The following is a 17,629-nucleotide window of genomic DNA, read 5'->3' as shown; positions in this document are numbered from 1 at the left end:
CGAAGTTGGCAAAAGACACAGGCCATAAGCTGTGTCATTTCACGACTTCGTGTGGAGGGGACGCAACGGCAGAACAAACGGGGGCGTAAACAGGGCTGCAACGGGGACGCAACGGCAGCACAGACGCGAGCACCGATAGCCGCAACACTCACTCAGATATGCGAGTGCCCGGGTTGGAAACCGCGTATGCAGCGGATGCGGTTTCCTTCCCGGGCACAAAGCTCTTCTCAATACTTAGAAGAGCCGCTCACCTTTCCTCGCGCTTGCGACGCAAAGCGGTGAGAGTCCCACCGGTCATCACCAGGATCAGTGCAATTGCACCAATTACCGCGACAGTGACACCGGTGCCAGCGAGAGACGAGCCCGCCTTCTTGCTCGCGCTGTGCTTCGGGTTCGTCATGCCTGACTTCCCCTGATCATTCCCGGCTTGGCTCGCCTGATCCTTGCCGGGTTGCTGGCCGTTTGTTCCGGGGGCATTGCCCTGGGGATCATTCGGCACATTTCCAATACCAATGCCCGTGTTTCCGCCATTTCCTGCCTGGTTACCCTGGGTGCCACCCTGGCCGTTGCCTTGGTCGCTATCGGATGAGGCCGAGGCGGAAGGCTGAGGTTGCGTCGTGGGTTGCTCGCTGGGCTGGCTTGGCTGGACAGTGGGCTGAGCGCTGGGCTCAGCAGTGGCCTCGGCGCTTGGCGAGGCCGAGGGGCTCACTGACGCAGAAGGTGCCGAGCTGGGTTCTTCGGAGGGCTGCGGCTGGGCCGAAGGCTCCGTCGTCGGCTGAGCGCTGGGTTCAGTCGAGGGCTGGGCACTGGGCTGCGTTGACGGCGCAGCTGTTGGTTCAACCGTCGGTGCTACTGTCGGCTCGGCAGAGGGCTCGGTCGTGGGAGTAGGAGTCGGCGTAACCACTCCCCCATTCACCGTCAGCATCAGGCTCATTGTCGAAGCGTTGCCTGATTCATCCGTTGCAGTGAGGACCAGTTCTCGAGTACCACTCCATGTCGGAGTTCCCGAAATGGTTCCGCTGGCCACATCAAGAGAAAGACCCGACGCGGTCACTCCTTCATCATGAGCTGCACGCTCCGTTGAGTGGCTGTTCCGCGTGTTCGCAGAGCGAGCTCCCCCATCGAAGATTGGCTCATCATCGTCATCCCAGCCATCATGAGCACCGTGCGTGGGCTCAGCGGTGGGCTCAGTACTGGGTTCATCGCTCGGCTCATTGGTATCGGGGAGAAGCATCGGGTCATTCATGGCCTTTGGCCCCTCGCCCGTGGTCGGAATTGCCACAGAATTGCCTTCGGGACCATCCGGATCCACCAGTTTGGCCGACAAAGTCACTGTCGAGAAGTTATCACGCGCAGTTGCAACGATATTCTTCATTGACGCACCCCAGGTGATCTCTTGATCGTTCCACGGGCTGGCCCACAGTTCCGGTGCCGCACGGTCGACGATTCCCATCGCCCCGTCTTTTGCCTTCACAACGACTTGTCCCGAGGTGTTACCCGCGTAGTCGGTAATCGAGTAGGTTGCACCGTGGGTCCCCAGAGGACGCGTGCGCTTCAGCTGACCGTTCTCATCTCGGTTACCCCAGTCGGAACGGTTGTTCTTACCACGGGTAGCAGTCCAGCTTTGGTCACCCGTCGCATTGATCTTCTGCCAATCCTTTGTCGTTGGGTTAACCAGCTTGTACTTCGCACCGTCTAGTCCAACAAAGTCCTGTCGTCCCATCGGTCGCGAATATGAATCGTTGTAGCGTCCGCGCAGTGCCAGAGCGGGAATCGCACCCGTATCGACACCTAAAGGTTGAACCGTTGCTCGGAACATCAGGCCTTCTTTAGGAGCGGGCAGAGATACTGAAGTATCTTCTGGACCGACCGTGTATTCGGCGTATCCGTGGTAGGGGTTGTCATTTCCTGCGTACAAGGTTTCGAGGCGAACCTTGTATCCGCTGGGTGTCCCAGAAGTAGGCGCCTTCCACGACAGTTCGACCTGCCCCGAAGTCGCTGCTTGAGTAAAGTTACCGTTTGCATCCTTCGCGGTTGCATAAGTCAATTCGCTGGGAAGTGCAGAGCGGTTGACAATAAGTTCGGCAGGCTGCGAAATCGATCCGTCCTTACCCACTGCTCGAAGTCGAAGCATATAGCTGCCTTCAAGATCGACCTTCTTGACGTAGCGCGAATCCCCATAGGCCTGAGCAAGATGACGTACATTGCCTGAGGCATCGACAGCATCGAGGATGTAAGAATCAACGGAGGCAAAGTCTGCCTTTTGCCAAGAAACGTTCATCTCACCATCGGTGGTCAGCTCGTTGATCGTAAATCCAGCGGGGATGGCGGGGGTTGCGGACTCATCACTCACAGCAAGTTTGCCGACATTTACCTGAACATCGCCGCTTCCTTCGACCTGCAGGCCCATCGTTGCAATTGTTCGCCCCTGGAAGTCAGAAAGATCAACAAGCGAATCCTTCCATCCATCTGTCGAAGCTGCACCCAAGGAGAGCGTGACAACTTCCCCTGGCTTGTCGGCAAAGACCAGTGCCAAGCGGGCCTTCGTTGACGCGTCCTTTGCACGCCACACAACTTCAGCGGTCGAGTTGTCCTTCACGCTCAGATTCGTCTTGTAGAGGCGAATGGTCTGCGCTTGCTGGGCTTGACCGTAGAGGACAAGGGAGTTTCCTCCCTGATAGGCGCCAACTGGCGAATATGGAAGAGCCACTTCTTTACCCTGAAGATCAACTCGGGGTTCTTCTCCATAGTCGAAGTCAGCCTTCAGCGTCGGAGTGCCCTGGCCAGTAATCCACCACTGCCACGAAGGCAAGATGGATTGGGCTCCCATATCCGACCACTCCGACGTATTGCTCACAGCACCGTTCGTGTAGGAACGCATTCCTTTACCGGTCGAGAAATTCGTCCAGAAATTGCTTCCCTGAATGACGCTTCGAGCCGGGGCAAAGTCTGCAACTCCAACCCATCCGTTGCCCTTCACACCTACGGCAGGATTGGGCTGTCCGTTGGCGGAGCCGGTCTGGGTGACGTCCTGCTTCATTCCAGAGAAGTACATGCGCTCACGCTGGGCAATCATCCACTGATAGGGCTGTTGCTGCATGAAAGGAAGAGCCGAATCGCTGCGGCCGGTGATTTCCTGAATATTGTCATCCAGGCCGCGTTGGTAGTGATCCGAGGGAGTGAAGAGAGCAATCGAGGTCAGTGGAGAGTGATTGTCTTCCGAGGTGTAGCCTCGGTCGACCCCGCCACTGGAGCGAAAACCGGTCTGGTTGGCTTCAATTCCTGCGAATACTTCCTTGTAGGGGTCGTATCCATGCGCAAGCGCCCAGCTGTTCATTTGCTTGCCGTTGTTTCCATAGTTGACGAAAACTGAGGAGTGAATACGCCCGTGTTCGTCGTCGCGCAGCCACGCGGCCTTGGATTCGTTAAAGGAAGAGTTGGTGTCGTACCACTGAGTCCACAAACCCTGACTGGTCAGATAGGACATGAAGGGTTTGAATTCAGAGTCATCGCCCCATTCTTCCTGGTTGAGGAAGTAACCGTCGAAACCGTAGTACTTGGCCATATCAACGAGTTTCTTGGCGATGAGGTAGCCATGGGAGTTCGGATCTTTATCGAACATCTCAGTGAAGGTCAGGCCCGGGCGGAATGAGGGGTCGAAGTACAAGATCGCAATCGACTTCACGCCATTGCGGTGTGCAGCATTGGTGTATTCGGGACTGGGAAGGGTCAGAACACCAAATTCAAATCCTCGGTTACGCCAATCCGAGGTTGCTGGATTGTAGATCGCCTGCGGGACACCCAAGGACGCACCGCCGTGCCACGGCGACCAATAGTCGGTGTATTGCCAGAAGTTCAAAGTATGGTCAGTAAAAGTGTTGTTAAAGGTTGTTGAACCGAAGAAGGAATTGCCGTAGTCGCCCTGCATGAGCATGATTTCGGATTTCCCATCCAGTTCCGGCTTCACCTGGGTGTCAGGATTCCGATCAATTCGAGGCTGGAGTGGGACGGTTGCGCGAAGCTGACTTGCAAACGGATCAGATTCGGGAGTCCAGTCACGCAGGTCTTGAACGCGGTAGCCCGAGACCACGGGCTGTGCACTTGCGACCGCAGAATCTCCCTGAGGTGGGTAGGAGTCTGCAGCGTATGCAGCGGGGATTATCAACGCGCTAGCGGCGGTCAGTGCGCCAATGGCAACAAGGCGCCTCTTATTCTTATGTGTCGACATCTGCCAGGAGCTCCTTCGCCCTGTCGATTTGTGTGTAGTTGTGGGTACGCGAAGTACCAATGTGGCCCATGTGAGATTCCAAGAGTCACAGGCGGCGCCCGATCCGCTGCGATCGATTGCCGAAATGAAAAACCGGTTAAGTTCGTCGGTTAGAAGCTATGGTACCAAAGCTCAATCGACACCAAAACCACTTCTAACCGCCGATGATAACGATTTGATAAACCACATGAAGGAGCAACCTGCTTGAACACATGCAAGACGAAGGGACGGGAACGTATTCACATGGAATACGTTCCCGTCCCGATTATTTAGCCGCTTTCTCGCAACTAGCGCGAACTTCCGCGATATCTCAGCGAGCACTCTATCCGACACATCACTGGCGTTTATTTACGTGTCAGCCCCTGACCCCACTGGAATCGAATCATAGCGTCGCGCTAACAAGCGGCTGTCGCCGTTGAGAGATCAGCAAGATACCCCTCAACGAAGTACCCCGTAGGGAAACCTCTGATCCACACTCCTACTTCAGCGAAGAGCTAGCAGTCTCCTGCAGCTTGTCCAGAGTTGTACCAACTGCAGCTCCGTTCAGCCAGGTGGCCTCAATCTGCTCCTGGATCTGGTCGGCAATCTTCGGCCATGCCTCAACGCGCGGAGCCATGCGAGCGTAGGTCGTCGCGGTCTTCAGGTATTGCGAGCGGTGCGGAGCATTCAGGTACTCGCTAGAGTCCAAAGCCTTCTGAGTTGAAGGCATGTGACCTGTGGCAATTGCCCAGTCGCCGGTGTGCTCATTAAGGAACTTGGTGAATTCGAAAGCTGCACGGTACTTCTTCGCATCGGGCTTGGCCGAAACGGGAACCGTCCACACGTGAGAGTTCGCCCAGGTTGCCTTGTCCTTGAAGAGCATGAGCGCATCGCTGGTCTCGTACTTGAAGGGAGCTTCAGCGGTGAACTGGTTGACCGACCACACGCCGTTGTACATGACGGCCGACTCGCCGCGCAGGAAGCCCTGAACCGAGGCGTCGTAGTCGTGGTTGACGGTCGTGTAGCCTTCCTTAACCAGGGTGTTGATGAACTCCAGTGAAGTCTTTGCCTCAGCCGAGTTCATATTCGCCTTGGTGCCGTCTGCGGAAATAATGTCCGAGCCCTGCTGCTGGACCAGAGTCATCCACAAGCGCTCGCCCATCGGGTCCTTCGACAGGGCGATATCAATGTAGTTCTTTCCGGTCTTTTCCTTCACGGCCTTTGCGTGCGCAAGGAGCTCATCGGGCGAAGTCGGAAGCTTGTAGGTACCGTCTTCACCAACCAATCCGGCCTGGGAGAGGATATCCATATTCAGGTGGCTGATAATGGCGTGGGTATCGAAGGGAACGCCCCACTTCTTGTCCTTGTAGGTCACGGCGTCCAAAGCGGGCTTCGTCGAGCCGGACAGGTCGATGCCCACTCCATCGGGCACCTCCATGAGCAGGCCCTTGGCAGCATAGTCGGGCAGGTTGGAGCCGTGCATGATTGCCACGTCGGGGCGATCCGACGAGGCCAGAGCGGCGTTGAGCGAGTCATAGTAGCTATGCCACGAAGCACCGCCCATACGCTCAACCTTGATTCCCCACTTGTTCTCTGCATTGAACTTGTTGGTGAGGATCGAGATGGCCGTGCATTCACTGTTGGCTTTGGACAGGTCAGTGACGCCATCAGTCTTTTCCTGGCAGTCGCCAAAGAAGCGAGCCATAGTGATGGTGGTTCCCTTGAGGTCGTCATCGCTGACGGAAGCAATTGCCGCTCCATCAACAGTTTTTGAGGAGGAGGCGGAGTTCACTCCACATCCGGTGAGTACAAAGAGCGCGGTCGTCGCCAGTGCGCATGCACCGATTCCCGCGTGACGTGTCAGTGCGCGTCCTTGTCGCATTGTCATGCCTTTCGTTGTGTGGTGAATGGTGAGTTTTCGTGTAAGTAAGATCCTCATTGCCGAGGCCGAGTTTCCCTTTCCCGACAGTGACGATCAGGCGTGTGGCACAGGTGGCGATGCCTACTTATCGCCACTGGATAGTGAGATTCCTCGGATCAGGTACTTCTGAAGCAGTAGGAAGACGATGAGCAGGGGCGCCGCACCGACAATTCCTCGGGCCATAAGCGAACCCAATTCCGTCGATTGTGCGAATGTTCCCTGCAGGGAGGCCAAACCGGTCGTCACCGTGAACATTTCGGGCTTTGTCGCCGAGACCAGCGGCCACAGGTAGTCATTCCAGGTTTGAACGAAGGAGAAGGTCGCAAGCGCAATCAGAGCCGGTCGCGCAAGGGGCACCATGATGGAGAAGAAAATCCTCACGGGTGAAGCCCCATCAACCTGCGCAGCTTCCTCCATTTCACTTGGCACCTGCGAGAAGAATTGCGTCATGATGAACACACCCAAGGGGAAGGCAACCCGGGGGAAAATCAACGCAATATAGGAATTCGCCAGCCCGGCCTCGGAAAACATCATGAACAGGGGGACAAACATCGCTTCTTTGGGAACCATCATTCCGGCCAAGGTCAGCCCGTAAACAATGGTTCGGCCGGGGAAGGGAAGCTTCGCAAATGCATAACCGGCAGCAGCGCAGATGATCACCGTGATAACCGTGGCAGTGATCGAGACGATCATCGAGTTGAGGAACCAACGACCAGCCAAGCCAGTGCGGAAAACATCGGCATAGTTTGACAAGGTCGGCTCTGTGGGCATGAGGATCTGCGAGTTCGTCTTCAATGACGAATTCGAACTCAGAGAGATCACCAGCGTCCACAGCAGAGGAATAAGCCACAGCAGAGCAAGTGCCATCATGACGACGTGGTAGCCGCACGACTTGAGTTTCTCGCGCATGTCAGCGGCTCCTTTGCCGTGAGATCAGGAATTGGATCAAAGAGATGAAGACCATCAGGACGAAGAGCACCAGGGACATTGCCGAGGCATAGCCAAGTTGAGTGTCTCTAAAACCGGTCTGATAGATGTAGCGCACCAGAACATCGGTCGTACCTCCCGGGCCTCCGGCCGTCATGATGTTGACCTGACCAAAGATCTGGAACGAGGCAATGATCTGGGTGACGAGGACCAGCACCGTTGCGTGGCGCAGACCCGGAAGGGTGATGCTGACGAACTTTTGGAAAGAGTTCGCGCCGTCCAAGCTTGCGGCCTCATACAGCGTCGGATCAATGTCTTGCAATCCCGCACCGAAAAGGATGAGGTTGAATCCAACGGTCCACCACACGGTCGTCACAACGATTGCAGACATTGCCCATTTGGGATCCGACAGCCACGCAATGGTTCCCCACCCCATGTATTCGGTGAAGCGCGCGACAATGCCTCTCGAGGGGTTGAGCATATAGCCCCAGATCAGCGTGGCCACCGAAACCGGAAGAACATAGGGGACGAAGAATGCCGCGCGATAGAACGCAGAGGCTTTCCCACCGCGCTGAAGGAGAAGCGCGTAGATCAGGCCTAGCCCAACGATGATGGGGGTCGACACCAGGGTAAAGACCGCGGTGTTCATCATCGCGTTCCAAAAACGCGGATCAGACCAGGAACCGCCATCTCCTGGATGGATTCCCAAGAGAATCGCCGCACCGATCAGAGTGACGATCAGCAGAATGCGTCCTGAGTTGAGGTCGCCTTCACGCACTGCCTTGATGGCCACATATACTCCGCAGGCCACGCACAGCAGTCGGACAAGCCACATCGACGTGACGTCCCAGACCAAGCCCGTTCCCCCCAACATGTGGGTGTAGTTTTCAAGCCCGATCCATTCCCGGGTGCTACCCAGCAGATCCCAGTCAAAGAAGGACATCAGAATCGCTTGGACTACGGGAAAGAGGATGAAGACCCCGTAGAAGATCAGGAAGGGGAGGGTGAAAGCGAAGTTCGTTGCCCACCGACGGAGGACTCGGGCTTTAGGCATCGCGATCACCTTCAAAGGCCCGTGAAACGGCACTTCGCTCATCAGTACCAACGAGCGCACTGGCCTCGACAATCGTTCGAGGCCGGATTTGCCCGCTCTGGCGAGCAGAACTGGTGACAAATCCTCGGATAACCTCCAATGGAAGCTTGGGATTGCGATTTTCGTCGGCGAGGCCGTTGGTTTCCTGACGAGTATCCGTCAGTTGCGTGTAGCAGAAGCCAGCCAGAATGGGCGAGGATTCAAGAGCATCGAAAAGTCCGCTCACGCGCTCCTCATAGGCCTCAACAGTGGGGACAACTGCATAGCCCCATGCATCCTCTGCATCCAGAGGCAGCGAAATCCCACCGAACTCCGTGACCATAACGGGGCGATCATCGCTCCAGGCTTCGCCAAGTAGGATCTTGCGTCCTTGCGGGCCGACTCCGTTAACCAGCTCTGCAATCGATTCACGATCGGCGTAGTTGACGCGGAGTTGCTCACCATAGACGCCATAGTCGTGAGTCGTCACGATCGGAGTCTCTAGCTGCTCCCAGCCATCGTTAGCAATTACGGGGCGAGTTCCATCAAGTGCTTCGGTTAAAGCAACGACCGAGCGGACGAAAGCCTGCTGGCGCGGTGAGGTGACAATCAGGTCCACTCCCCAGCTTTCATTGAAGGGCACCCACACAATCAGACTGGGATGGTTGCGATCCCGTAAAACCAGATCCTGCCATTCCTGCGTCGTCACACTGACTGCTCGATCGCTGAAGGCATATGCGGATGCGGATTCTCCCCACACCATCATTCCTATACGATCAGCCAACGTCAGTGTGCGTCGATCCGCGCTTCGCTCGTGGATACGGACGAAGTTGAAGCCCATATCGCGGGCCAGTTCCAGATCTGCCTTCAAGGCTTGCGGACTGGGGGCAGTGAAGTAGGACGAGGGCCAGTAACCCTGGTCCAGAACACCGCGCAGGTAGGTGGGCTGGTGGTTGATTTCCACATAGCGGTGCGAAAGGCTGACATCGCGGATACCAACGTAGGAAACAACCTCGTCGTCACCAACGCAGATCCGCGCATTCATGAGGTTGGGGTGGGCGGGCGACCACAGTAAGCGCCCCCATTCCTGTCGGTTTGCCAGTCCGGGGATTTGAGCGACGAGGCGAAGGGAACGCGAGCGCATCCGGACCATACTTGCAGCCAGGGGTTCGCCTGCAAGTTCAAGGGTCAAACTGGCCTCAATTGGGTCGATCTCACCGCTGGCTTCACGCAGACCCGATAGTGCGATATCACAGGTGACTTGAGCATTCTCAATATCCCAAGACCAAGTCAGCGACTCAATGTAGCCTTCGGGGACAACTTCCATCCAGACATCGCGCCAGATTCCAACGACCGAGTGATACCAAATACCGTGGGGGTTTTCTTGCCAGTCTTGTTTGCCGCGCGGCTGGTCCACTGCGTCAATGCGGTCCTGTGCACGGACGACAAGTTCAAGGCTTTCATCCAAATAATCGGATGAGTCAACGGTGATGCTGAAGGGCGTATACCCACCTTCGTGGTGCATATGGTGACGGCCGTTAATCCATACATCACAGGTAAAATCGACCGCTTCGAAATGAATACGCAGGTGCTGGCGCGAGGAACTGTCATCAGCACCTGCCCATTGAAGGTCTTCAGGGGTAATGGTGCGCCGGTACCAGACGACATCGGATCGTTCCCCACTCCAGCCGCTGTTAGGGCTTCCGGGAGGGAAGGGGACAGTAATCGTCTTGGAGAAGGTGACTCCGGGGAGGTACCAGCCCAGAGTAAGTCCCTCATCACGTGAATCCGTGGCGAAGGACCACTGGCCATTGAGATTCAGCCAGGATTCACGACAGAGATCCGGGCGCGGATAATTCGCGTCACTCCATGCATCGAAAGTATCTACGTTGACCTTCATGGGATCATCATGCATGATTTGCCACAAAATTGCAACGTAGCAAATTAATGACAATTCCTCAGCATCCAACCAGAATTTTCAGTAGACTAAAGCAGTAATCCCTGATGAGATCAGTGTTAACAACACTTTATGGAGACGCACATGAAATCTTCACGGCCAAACATGCGCGATGTTGCGCAACTTGCCGGCGTCTCACAGCGTACGGTTTCAAACGTAGTAAATAATTTTCCGCACATCTCCCCTGCTACGCGGAAGGCAGTTGAGGATGCAATCCGTCAACTGGGTTATCGGCCAAACATTGCAGCGCAGCGCCTTCGCCAAGGCCAGACACACACCTTGGCGCTCGCTATCCCCAACCTTGCGTGGCCCTACTTCGGGGAACTTGCGCACCTGATCCAAGAAGAGGCGCGGCGCAGCGGATACTCGATCATGGTTGTCGAGACCGCCGGCACTCGCGAACATGAAGTTTCAGTCCTACGCGACTTCCGCACCAACCTCATTGATGGACTCATCCTCTCCCCCATCGAATTGGACCGCGAAGGCCTCAACCAGCTCGAGTTGGACGCACCGCTGGTACTGCTCGGCGAGAGGATCCAGGATGCGGGTATTCCGCACTTTTCAATGGATAACGTCTCTGCGGCCTCGGAAATGGTGCACCACCTCTACCAGCAGGGCGCGCGCAGTTTCCTCATCCTCGGCTCGACACATACTCGCGCGACCTCCAGCGCCGGTGCTCTTCGTCAGCGTGGAATTGAGAAGGCTCTGTCTGAGCTCGGCTTAGATTCATGGGCGTGGCGCAGCGTCGAAGTCTCCCCTTGGACCGCCGAGGGGGCTGAATCGGCTCTCGGTCAGTGGCTGGAATCGAATACGCTTCCCGATGCCATTTTCACGATGAATGACCTTTTGGGGGCAGGTGCTCTACGCGCACTTTCTCGCGCACAGGTGCGCGTCCCCCAAGACGTGTTGGTTTCTTCATGGGACGACACCGTCCTCTCGCGCTTCTCAACCCCGGCACTCACAACTATTTCCCCGGATACTCACGCAATCGCGCACGAGGCCGTGGCCGGGCTGATTGCGCTTATTGAGGGACGCGGGGGCGCAGGTGGCAAACAGGCCCCCACATCAAGTGAAGAGCAGTGCAATGAGGAAAGCAAGGCCTCGTCAGTCGATCTCCCACAATCAGTGGCAGACGTAACGGTCTCACACACACTAACAATCCGCCGGTCGACCCTTCGGGCATAAGCTCTTAAGCGCTTAAGCTCCTTCGTTCCTGTTTTAGCTCGCACACCTACGGCCTCAGAACAGCAATAGGACAGGAATGAGCGAGCTAAAGCAGGAATAGGGCGGAGGGTGAGCAGCCGACGCGCACACATACACTACGCCCAGATACACGTGTGGGCAGACCCGAAGGCCTGCCCACACGAAAAGCTGGAGAAAACTCTCAGAGGTTGAGCTGAATCTTGCGTCCGGGGACGGCCTCGATCAGCTCGCGAGTGTAATCCTGAACTGGGTGATCAAAGAGTGCATCGGTCGTATTTGCCTCGACCAGACGTCCCTTTTCCATAACCACAACATCGTCTGCGATCTGGCGGACAACGGCCAGGTCGTGAGTAATGAACAGGTAGGACAGTCCAAGCTCAGCTTGCAGGTCGTTAAGCAGGTGCAGAATCTGGTTCTGAACCAGCACGTCCAGTGCGGAAACGGCCTCGTCAAGGACGATCACCTCGGGGTTGAGCGCAAGAGCACGCGCAACCGCGACGCGCTGACGCTGACCACCGGAGAGCTCATTCGGGTAACGACGCATGGCGCTACGCGGCAGGGCAACCAAGTCAAGCAGCTCGGCGACGCGCTCTTCGCGCAGTTTCTTATCGGACTCGGAGTGTCCTTCAAGAGCGGCAACTGCCCACGGCTCGGGTTCGCGACCCGCGGCCTTAGCGCGCTCCACTTCCTGCTGAGCGTAGGCCTTCGTGCCGTAGCTGTGAATGCGCAACGGCTCTTCGATGATTCGGTAAATCGAATACATCGGGTCAAGCGAACCGTAGGGGTTCTGGAACACGGCCTGCAAGCGGCGACGCAGGGCGAAGAGCTGTGCCTCGCTGTACTCCGAAGTGTCCTCGCCATCGAAAAAGATCTTGCCCGAGGTCGGCTCCAGCAGGTGGAGGATCATGTTCGCGGCAGTTGACTTACCGGAACCGGATTCACCCACGACCGCAAGGGTCTTTCCACGGCGCAGCGTGAAGGAGACATCGTCGACCGCGAGAAGCTTCGAGGCCTCGCCCTTCGCACCGCGGATGTGGAATTCCTTGGTGAGGTGCTCAACGCGAATCATTTCCTCGGAAGAGGCATTCTTGGCAGAGCCAGTAAGTTCTTCTTCCGTGTGCGTGATGCCGCGCGCGTGAGCGGACTCGATACGTGCTGAGGCCAGTGAGGGGGCCGCAGATACCAGACGCTTCGTGTAAGGGTGCTGCGGGTGCTGGAGGATCTCGAGTGCCGGACCAGACTCCACGATGCGACCACGGTGCATAACGACCAGCTGTTCGGCGCGCTCAGCGGCCAGACCCAAGTCGTGAGTAATGAAGAGCACTGCGGTGCCCATTTCCTTAGTCAGCGTCTCGAGGTGATCGAGAATGCGACGCTGAACGGTCACGTCCAGTGCCGAGGTGGGCTCATCAGCAATGAGCAGCTTGGGACGAGAAGCAAGACCGATAGCGATCAACACGCGCTGACGCATACCGCCCGAGAACTCGTGCGGGTACTGCTTTGCGCGGCGCTCTCCGTCGGGAAGGCCTGCCTGCTCGAGGAGCTCGGTTACTCGCTCCCCTGCCTCAGAGCGGGGAACAATATTGTTCGCCAGCAGAGCTTCCTTCACCTGCGTACCGATGCGAAGAACGGGGTTCAGGTTACTCATCGGATCCTGGGGAACCAAGCCAATTCCGGATCCACGCAGTTCGATCCATTCCTTGGAGCTCATCGTGGTGAGCTCCTTACCGTCGAATTCAATGGAGCCGCCGGTCACCTTACCGGTGCCCGGAAGCAGGCCAATGACGGCAGCGGCGGTGGTCGACTTACCCGAACCGGACTCGCCCACGATTGCAACGGTCTGACCGGGGTAAATGGTCAGGTTAGCTCCGCGAACGGCGGGAACGACACCGGTCGAGGTCGTGAAGGTGACCTCCAGGTCGGTGATCTTGAGCAAAGGATTGGCGTCGTCCGGGTGGATTTCGGCCTTCTCAGCACCTTCGAGGATGACCTCGGTGACAGTCTCTTCGAATTGTTCTTCGTTCACTTCTTCGCCTTCGGGTCAAGGGCTTCGCGAACGGCGTCACCCATCGTGATGAAGCTGAGCACGGTCAAGGCCAGTGCCATAGCGGGGTAGAAGAGAACCATCGGTGCCTCCCTCAGGTTAAACCTCGCCTGCGAGATGTCAGCACCCCAAGACACATCCGTCGTGGGAAGACCGATGCCCATGAAGGACAGCGAGGCCTCGGCGACGATGAAGGAGCCCAGAGCAACCGTCGCGTAGACGATAATCGGTGCCATGGAGTTCGGGATGATGTGAGAGAGCAGGATGCGCCAACGCGATGCACCGGTTGCCTTTGCGGCCGTCACAAATTCTTCGTTCTTGGCGCTCATGACCGAGCCGCGTGTAATACGTGCGATCTGAGTCCAGCCGAACAACGACAAGACCAAGATAACCATCCAGATGTTGCGGTACTGCTTGAACATCTGCATGAAGACAATGGCTGCGAGCAGCAGGGGAACTGCAAAGAAGATGTCGGTGACACGTGAGATCACGGCGTCGATCCAGCCGCCGAGGAAGCCGGCGATGGAGCCAAGAGTTGCACCGATCAAGACGACGCAGATCGTCGTCAGGACACCGACGGAAACCGAGGCGCGTGCGCCGTAGATGACGCGGGCGTAAATATCGCAGCCTTGGAAGGTGTAGCCGAAGGGGTGTCCGGCCTCGGGCTTGCCCAAAGAGTGCGAGAGCTCGCAGAAGCGAGGATTGGTGCTCGTGAAGAGCTGCGGGAAGACAGCAACCATGAGGGCAACGAAGATAATGACCGCAGCAATCCAGAACAGGGGACGCTTGCGCAGATTCTTCCACGTTTCCCCCCACATTGAGGCGGGTGCGGATTCATCGGCGACGGCGTCAACTGCACCCAAACCGGTCTCATCGATATCCGAGACGTAGTGATCCTGTCCGGCACGAGTACGCGAAATAGCTTGCGAAGGAATGAAATCACTCATAGCGAATCCTCGGATCAAGAACGGCGTACAGCAGGTCAACAAGGAGGTTTGCTGAGATGTAAACCATGACCAAAACTGTCGTGAAGGAAACAACGGTAGCTGCCTCACCGTGAACGATCGCCTGCCACAAGGTACCGCCAACGCCGTTGATGTTGAAGATACCTTCGGTAATGATCGCGCCACCCATGAGGCCACCCAAGTCGCCACCGAGGAAGGTCGCGACGGGGATCAGTGAGTTACGCAGAATGTGGCGCGTCATTACGGTGCCCTCTTTCAGGCCCTTAGCGCGTGCGGTACGCACGTAATCGGCAGAGACGTTTTCGGATACCGATTGGCGCGTGAGTCGGATGACGTATGCAAGGGAGGTCGCGCCTAGCACAATCGCAGGCATCGTCAAGGATTTAAAGGAAACCGTACTTGCCGTAGCAGGAAGCAATCCCCATTTGATGCCAAGGAAGAACTGCATGAGGAAGCCGATAACGAAGGTCGGCACAGAAATAACAACCAGAGAGAGGACTAGGACCGTTGAGTCGAAGATACCTCCGCGACGCACACCTGCAATAACACCGAAGAGGATACCGAGGATTGCCTCGATCAACAGGGCGTAGATGGCAAGTCGGATGGTGATCGGGAATGCGGTTGCCAGCACCGTCGTTACCGGTTGCTGGGAGAAGGTCTTCCCAAAGTCAAGGGTGAAGATGCCCTTGAGGTAGAGCAGGTACTGCAGCCAGAAAGGCTTATCAAGGTTGTACTCTTCGCGGATTCGAGCTGCCGCAGCCTCGGTTAAGCCCTTATCGCCTCCGAGGGCCGCGACGGGATCACCTGGCATCAGGTGGACCATCGCAAAGATCAGGAACGTTGCTCCAAAGAAGACCGGGATGGTCTGCAGGAGACGTCGTCCGATGTATCGCAGCATGGACAGGTCCTTTATTACATGTGTTTACGAAGAATTTCCGTAAACGTATCGGGGTTCATCATCATGAACGGGGTTTTCACATACGCCTGTAGCTACAAACGGATCAGTGAGATACCGCAAGAGATACACACAAACGCACGCGCACTATCGCTCATAGTAATGCAAAGAAGTGGTAAATGGTCAATCGTGTGTCTTTAATTACGCAGAGAAGGCGCTGCGAAATGACCCTTTGAGAATATTTCAAAAGAGGTAAATTCAATGCGTGTGGGGTGGAAGTCCACAGACTTCCACCCCACACCTCATCCGCTCAAGTATTTAGCGGGGAAGAACTATTTTCAGTTCTTGGTAATCGCGAAGTACTGCACGTTCGAGTTCCAGGTGAACTGAACGTTGCTCACCTTGGTGGACCATGCACCGTTGGTGTTGGCGTACCAGGTCGGGATGACCGGCATGTCCTCGAAGAGCAGTTCTTCGGCCTTGTACTGAAGGTCAAGTGCCTCGGTAGGCGAAGCGGACAGCGAGTCGCTCAGGTACTTGTCAAACTGACTGCTCTTCCAACCGGAGTAGTTGGAGGAAGCGCTCGACGAGTAGGTCGGGAAGAGGAAGTTGTAGAGCGAGGGGTAGTCACCCTGCCAACCCTGACGGAAAGCGCCCTTGGTGGTGCCGGCCTTCATATCGCCAAGCAGCGACTTGAAGTCTGCGTAGGCATCGCCTTCCGCCTCGATACCCAAGGTGTTCTTGATGGAGTTGCAGGTTGCGTCAACCCACTGCTGGTGGCCACCATCAGAGTTGTAGGAGATGAGGAACTTGCCGCTCCACGGAGAGATCGCGTTGGCCTGCGCCCACAGTTCCTTAGCCTTCTCGGGGTTGTAGGTCAGAACCTCAGAACCCTTCAGGCCTTCCTTATAACCCTCAATTGCGGGGGAAGTGAAGTCCTTGGCGGGGGTACGGGTGCCAGAGAAGACCGTCTTGACAATCGAGTCACGATCGATAGACATTGAGATGGCCTTGCGACGCAGCTTGCCTTCTTCACCGGAGAAGTGCTCCAAGCGCTCAGGAATAGTGATGTACTGGATGACGGCTGCGGGCTGGTTAGCAGTACGTCCGGACAGTTCCTGCTGGTAGCTGGAGAAGACCGAGGACGGCACGCCATCGAGGACATCGAGGTTATCGGCGCTCAGGTCAGCGTAAGCAGCATCGAGAGACTGGTAGAAGACAATGCGAAGGCCGTTATTCTTCGCGGTACGAGGACCGGAGTAGTTGGGGTTCACGGCCAGATCAATCTGCTTGGAGTGCTGCCAAGCATCCTCACCCTTGGGCATGTAGGGGCCGTTACCCACGGGGTGCTCGCCACCCTTCTTGGGGTCTGCCAGAGTCGAGTCGGGAAGCGGAGAGTAAGCGGTGTAGCCCAAGCGCTTCATGTAGTCCGACTCAGGGCCCTTCAGCTTGACGACGAAGGTGTAGTCGTCAATGATCTGCAGGCCACCTTCCATGTCGCCAGCGCCGTCATCATCGGTGCCAATAACATCAGCGAAGAAGCTTGCGGAACCCAGGTTCTCCTTCGTGGCCATCTTCCATGCCTCGACGAAGTTCTTTGCCAGAACCGGAGTGCCGTCGGAGAACTTGCCATCTCGACGCAGCTTGATGGTCCACTCGGTGTTGTCGGCGTTGGGGGTGATGGACTCCGCAGCGTCCAGCTGAGTTGAACCGTCGGCCGCGTAGTAAGCGGGGGACGAGAAGACGCTGGAGACGATACGGCCACCACCGGTCTCATTGGTGTTAGCCGGGATCAGCGGGTTCTGAGGCTCAGAACCATTAACGGTAACAATGCCGTCCGAAGAGCCACCATTGGAACCAGTGCTGCCAGAAGAGCATGCGGTCAGTGCCAGACCGAGAACGGCGGGCACTGCCAGCCACGACCTCTTAAGATTCATGAGATTCCTCCTGTAGGAATTCTGTTCAGTCATATGTGCTGATGTCTCGGAAGCATAGCCCACTTTTTTCCCGAAACCTTCACATGTCCATGATGTAAACATTACATTTCGGTTACGATTACAAAGATTTGGTAAAGAGATATCTGTTAACAAGATCTCAAATTTGTCAACCTATGCCACAAATCACACCGTGGTAGATTTTGCTTCCTCGTCAACCATTCATACCCGGTCCGATCAGGCTTATTGCCTTGTCAACAGCCCCTCAAAAGACGCGAAATTTAAGCTAAAGGTACGAACTAAGCACTGCCGATACGAAGCGAAACAGACTAATCTAAATAGTGCAGGACTCGCCGCCTCGAGGACTGACGCCGGATATTTGGCTAGCTTCAGCGATCCAAATATCCGGTTAGACGTTGCGGGTCGGGCGGCTGTGGCAACAACGGCCCAGCCCCCCCAAATATT

General features: G+C 56.4%; 10 protein-coding genes. 1 reads left to right on the top strand and 9 read right to left on the bottom strand.

Annotation, left to right across the window (positions count from 1 at the left end; translation table 11 throughout):
* Window positions 1–247 precede the first annotated feature (247 nt).
* The 5 genes from QZR18_RS07375 to QZR18_RS07355 all read right to left on the bottom strand — a co-directional run bounded on the left by QZR18_RS07375 (window position 248) and on the right by QZR18_RS07355 (window position 10,066).
* On the bottom strand, window positions 248–4,228 hold the full coding sequence (locus tag QZR18_RS07375) for an endo-beta-N-acetylglucosaminidase (RefSeq protein WP_178705732.1): 3,981 nt from the start codon (window positions 4,226–4,228) through the stop codon (window positions 248–250).
* A 517-nt stretch (window positions 4,229–4,745) separates the two neighbouring features.
* The gene (locus QZR18_RS07370) at window positions 4,746–6,134 is read right to left on the bottom strand and encodes an extracellular solute-binding protein (protein ID WP_295910823.1); all 1,389 of its coding nucleotides are present in this window, start codon (window positions 6,132–6,134) and stop codon (window positions 4,746–4,748) included.
* A 114-nt stretch (window positions 6,135–6,248) separates the two neighbouring features.
* Window positions 6,249–7,076 carry a carbohydrate ABC transporter permease gene (locus QZR18_RS07365; RefSeq protein WP_178705737.1) on the bottom strand — a complete coding sequence of 276 codons (828 nt, stop codon included), beginning with the start codon at window positions 7,074–7,076 and terminating at the stop codon, window positions 6,249–6,251.
* 1 nt (window position 7,077) lies between these two features.
* The gene (locus QZR18_RS07360; RefSeq protein WP_178705741.1) at window positions 7,078–8,148 is read right to left on the bottom strand and encodes a carbohydrate ABC transporter permease; all 1,071 of its coding nucleotides are present in this window, start codon (window positions 8,146–8,148) and stop codon (window positions 7,078–7,080) included.
* On the bottom strand, window positions 8,141–10,066 hold the full coding sequence (locus QZR18_RS07355) for a glycoside hydrolase family 2 protein (protein ID WP_295910820.1): 1,926 nt from the start codon (window positions 10,064–10,066) through the stop codon (window positions 8,141–8,143). Before QZR18_RS07355 ends, QZR18_RS07360 begins: the two co-directional genes overlap by 8 nt.
* A gap of 141 nt (window positions 10,067–10,207) precedes the next feature.
* On the opposite strand from QZR18_RS07355, the gene QZR18_RS07350 reads away from it, so the two are divergent.
* Entirely contained in the window at window positions 10,208–11,308 is a 1,101-nt protein-coding gene (locus QZR18_RS07350) for a LacI family DNA-binding transcriptional regulator (RefSeq protein WP_295910818.1), read from the top strand.
* A gap of 199 nt (window positions 11,309–11,507) precedes the next feature.
* Here the strand turns inward: QZR18_RS07350 and QZR18_RS07345 are convergent, their stop codons facing one another.
* From QZR18_RS07345 to QZR18_RS07330, 4 genes are all read right to left on the bottom strand, one after another.
* A complete protein-coding gene (locus QZR18_RS07345; protein ID WP_295910826.1) occupies window positions 11,508–13,313 on the bottom strand; it encodes an ABC transporter ATP-binding protein in 1,806 nt (601 codons plus the stop codon).
* Window positions 13,314–13,348: 35 nt separating this feature from the next.
* On the bottom strand, window positions 13,349–14,317 hold the full coding sequence (locus QZR18_RS07340) for an ABC transporter permease (protein ID WP_178705750.1): 969 nt from the start codon (window positions 14,315–14,317) through the stop codon (window positions 13,349–13,351).
* Window positions 14,310–15,233: an ABC transporter permease gene (locus QZR18_RS07335; protein WP_048712377.1), complete on the bottom strand. Its 924-nt coding sequence runs from the start codon at window positions 15,231–15,233 to the stop codon at window positions 14,310–14,312. Before QZR18_RS07335 ends, QZR18_RS07340 begins: the two co-directional genes overlap by 8 nt.
* A 335-nt stretch (window positions 15,234–15,568) precedes the next feature.
* Window positions 15,569–17,167 carry an ABC transporter substrate-binding protein gene (locus QZR18_RS07330; RefSeq protein WP_178705753.1) on the bottom strand — a complete coding sequence of 533 codons (1,599 nt, stop codon included), beginning with the start codon at window positions 17,165–17,167 and terminating at the stop codon, window positions 15,569–15,571.
* Window positions 17,168–17,629 lie beyond the last annotated feature (462 nt).

Source organism: uncultured Actinomyces sp., assembly GCA_900541895.1.
In the GTDB taxonomy this organism is placed as follows: Bacteria; Actinomycetota; Actinomycetes; order Actinomycetales; family Actinomycetaceae; genus Pauljensenia.
Note: the sequence above shows the minus strand (reverse complement) of the source record. Positions and strands in the feature narration are given on the sequence as shown.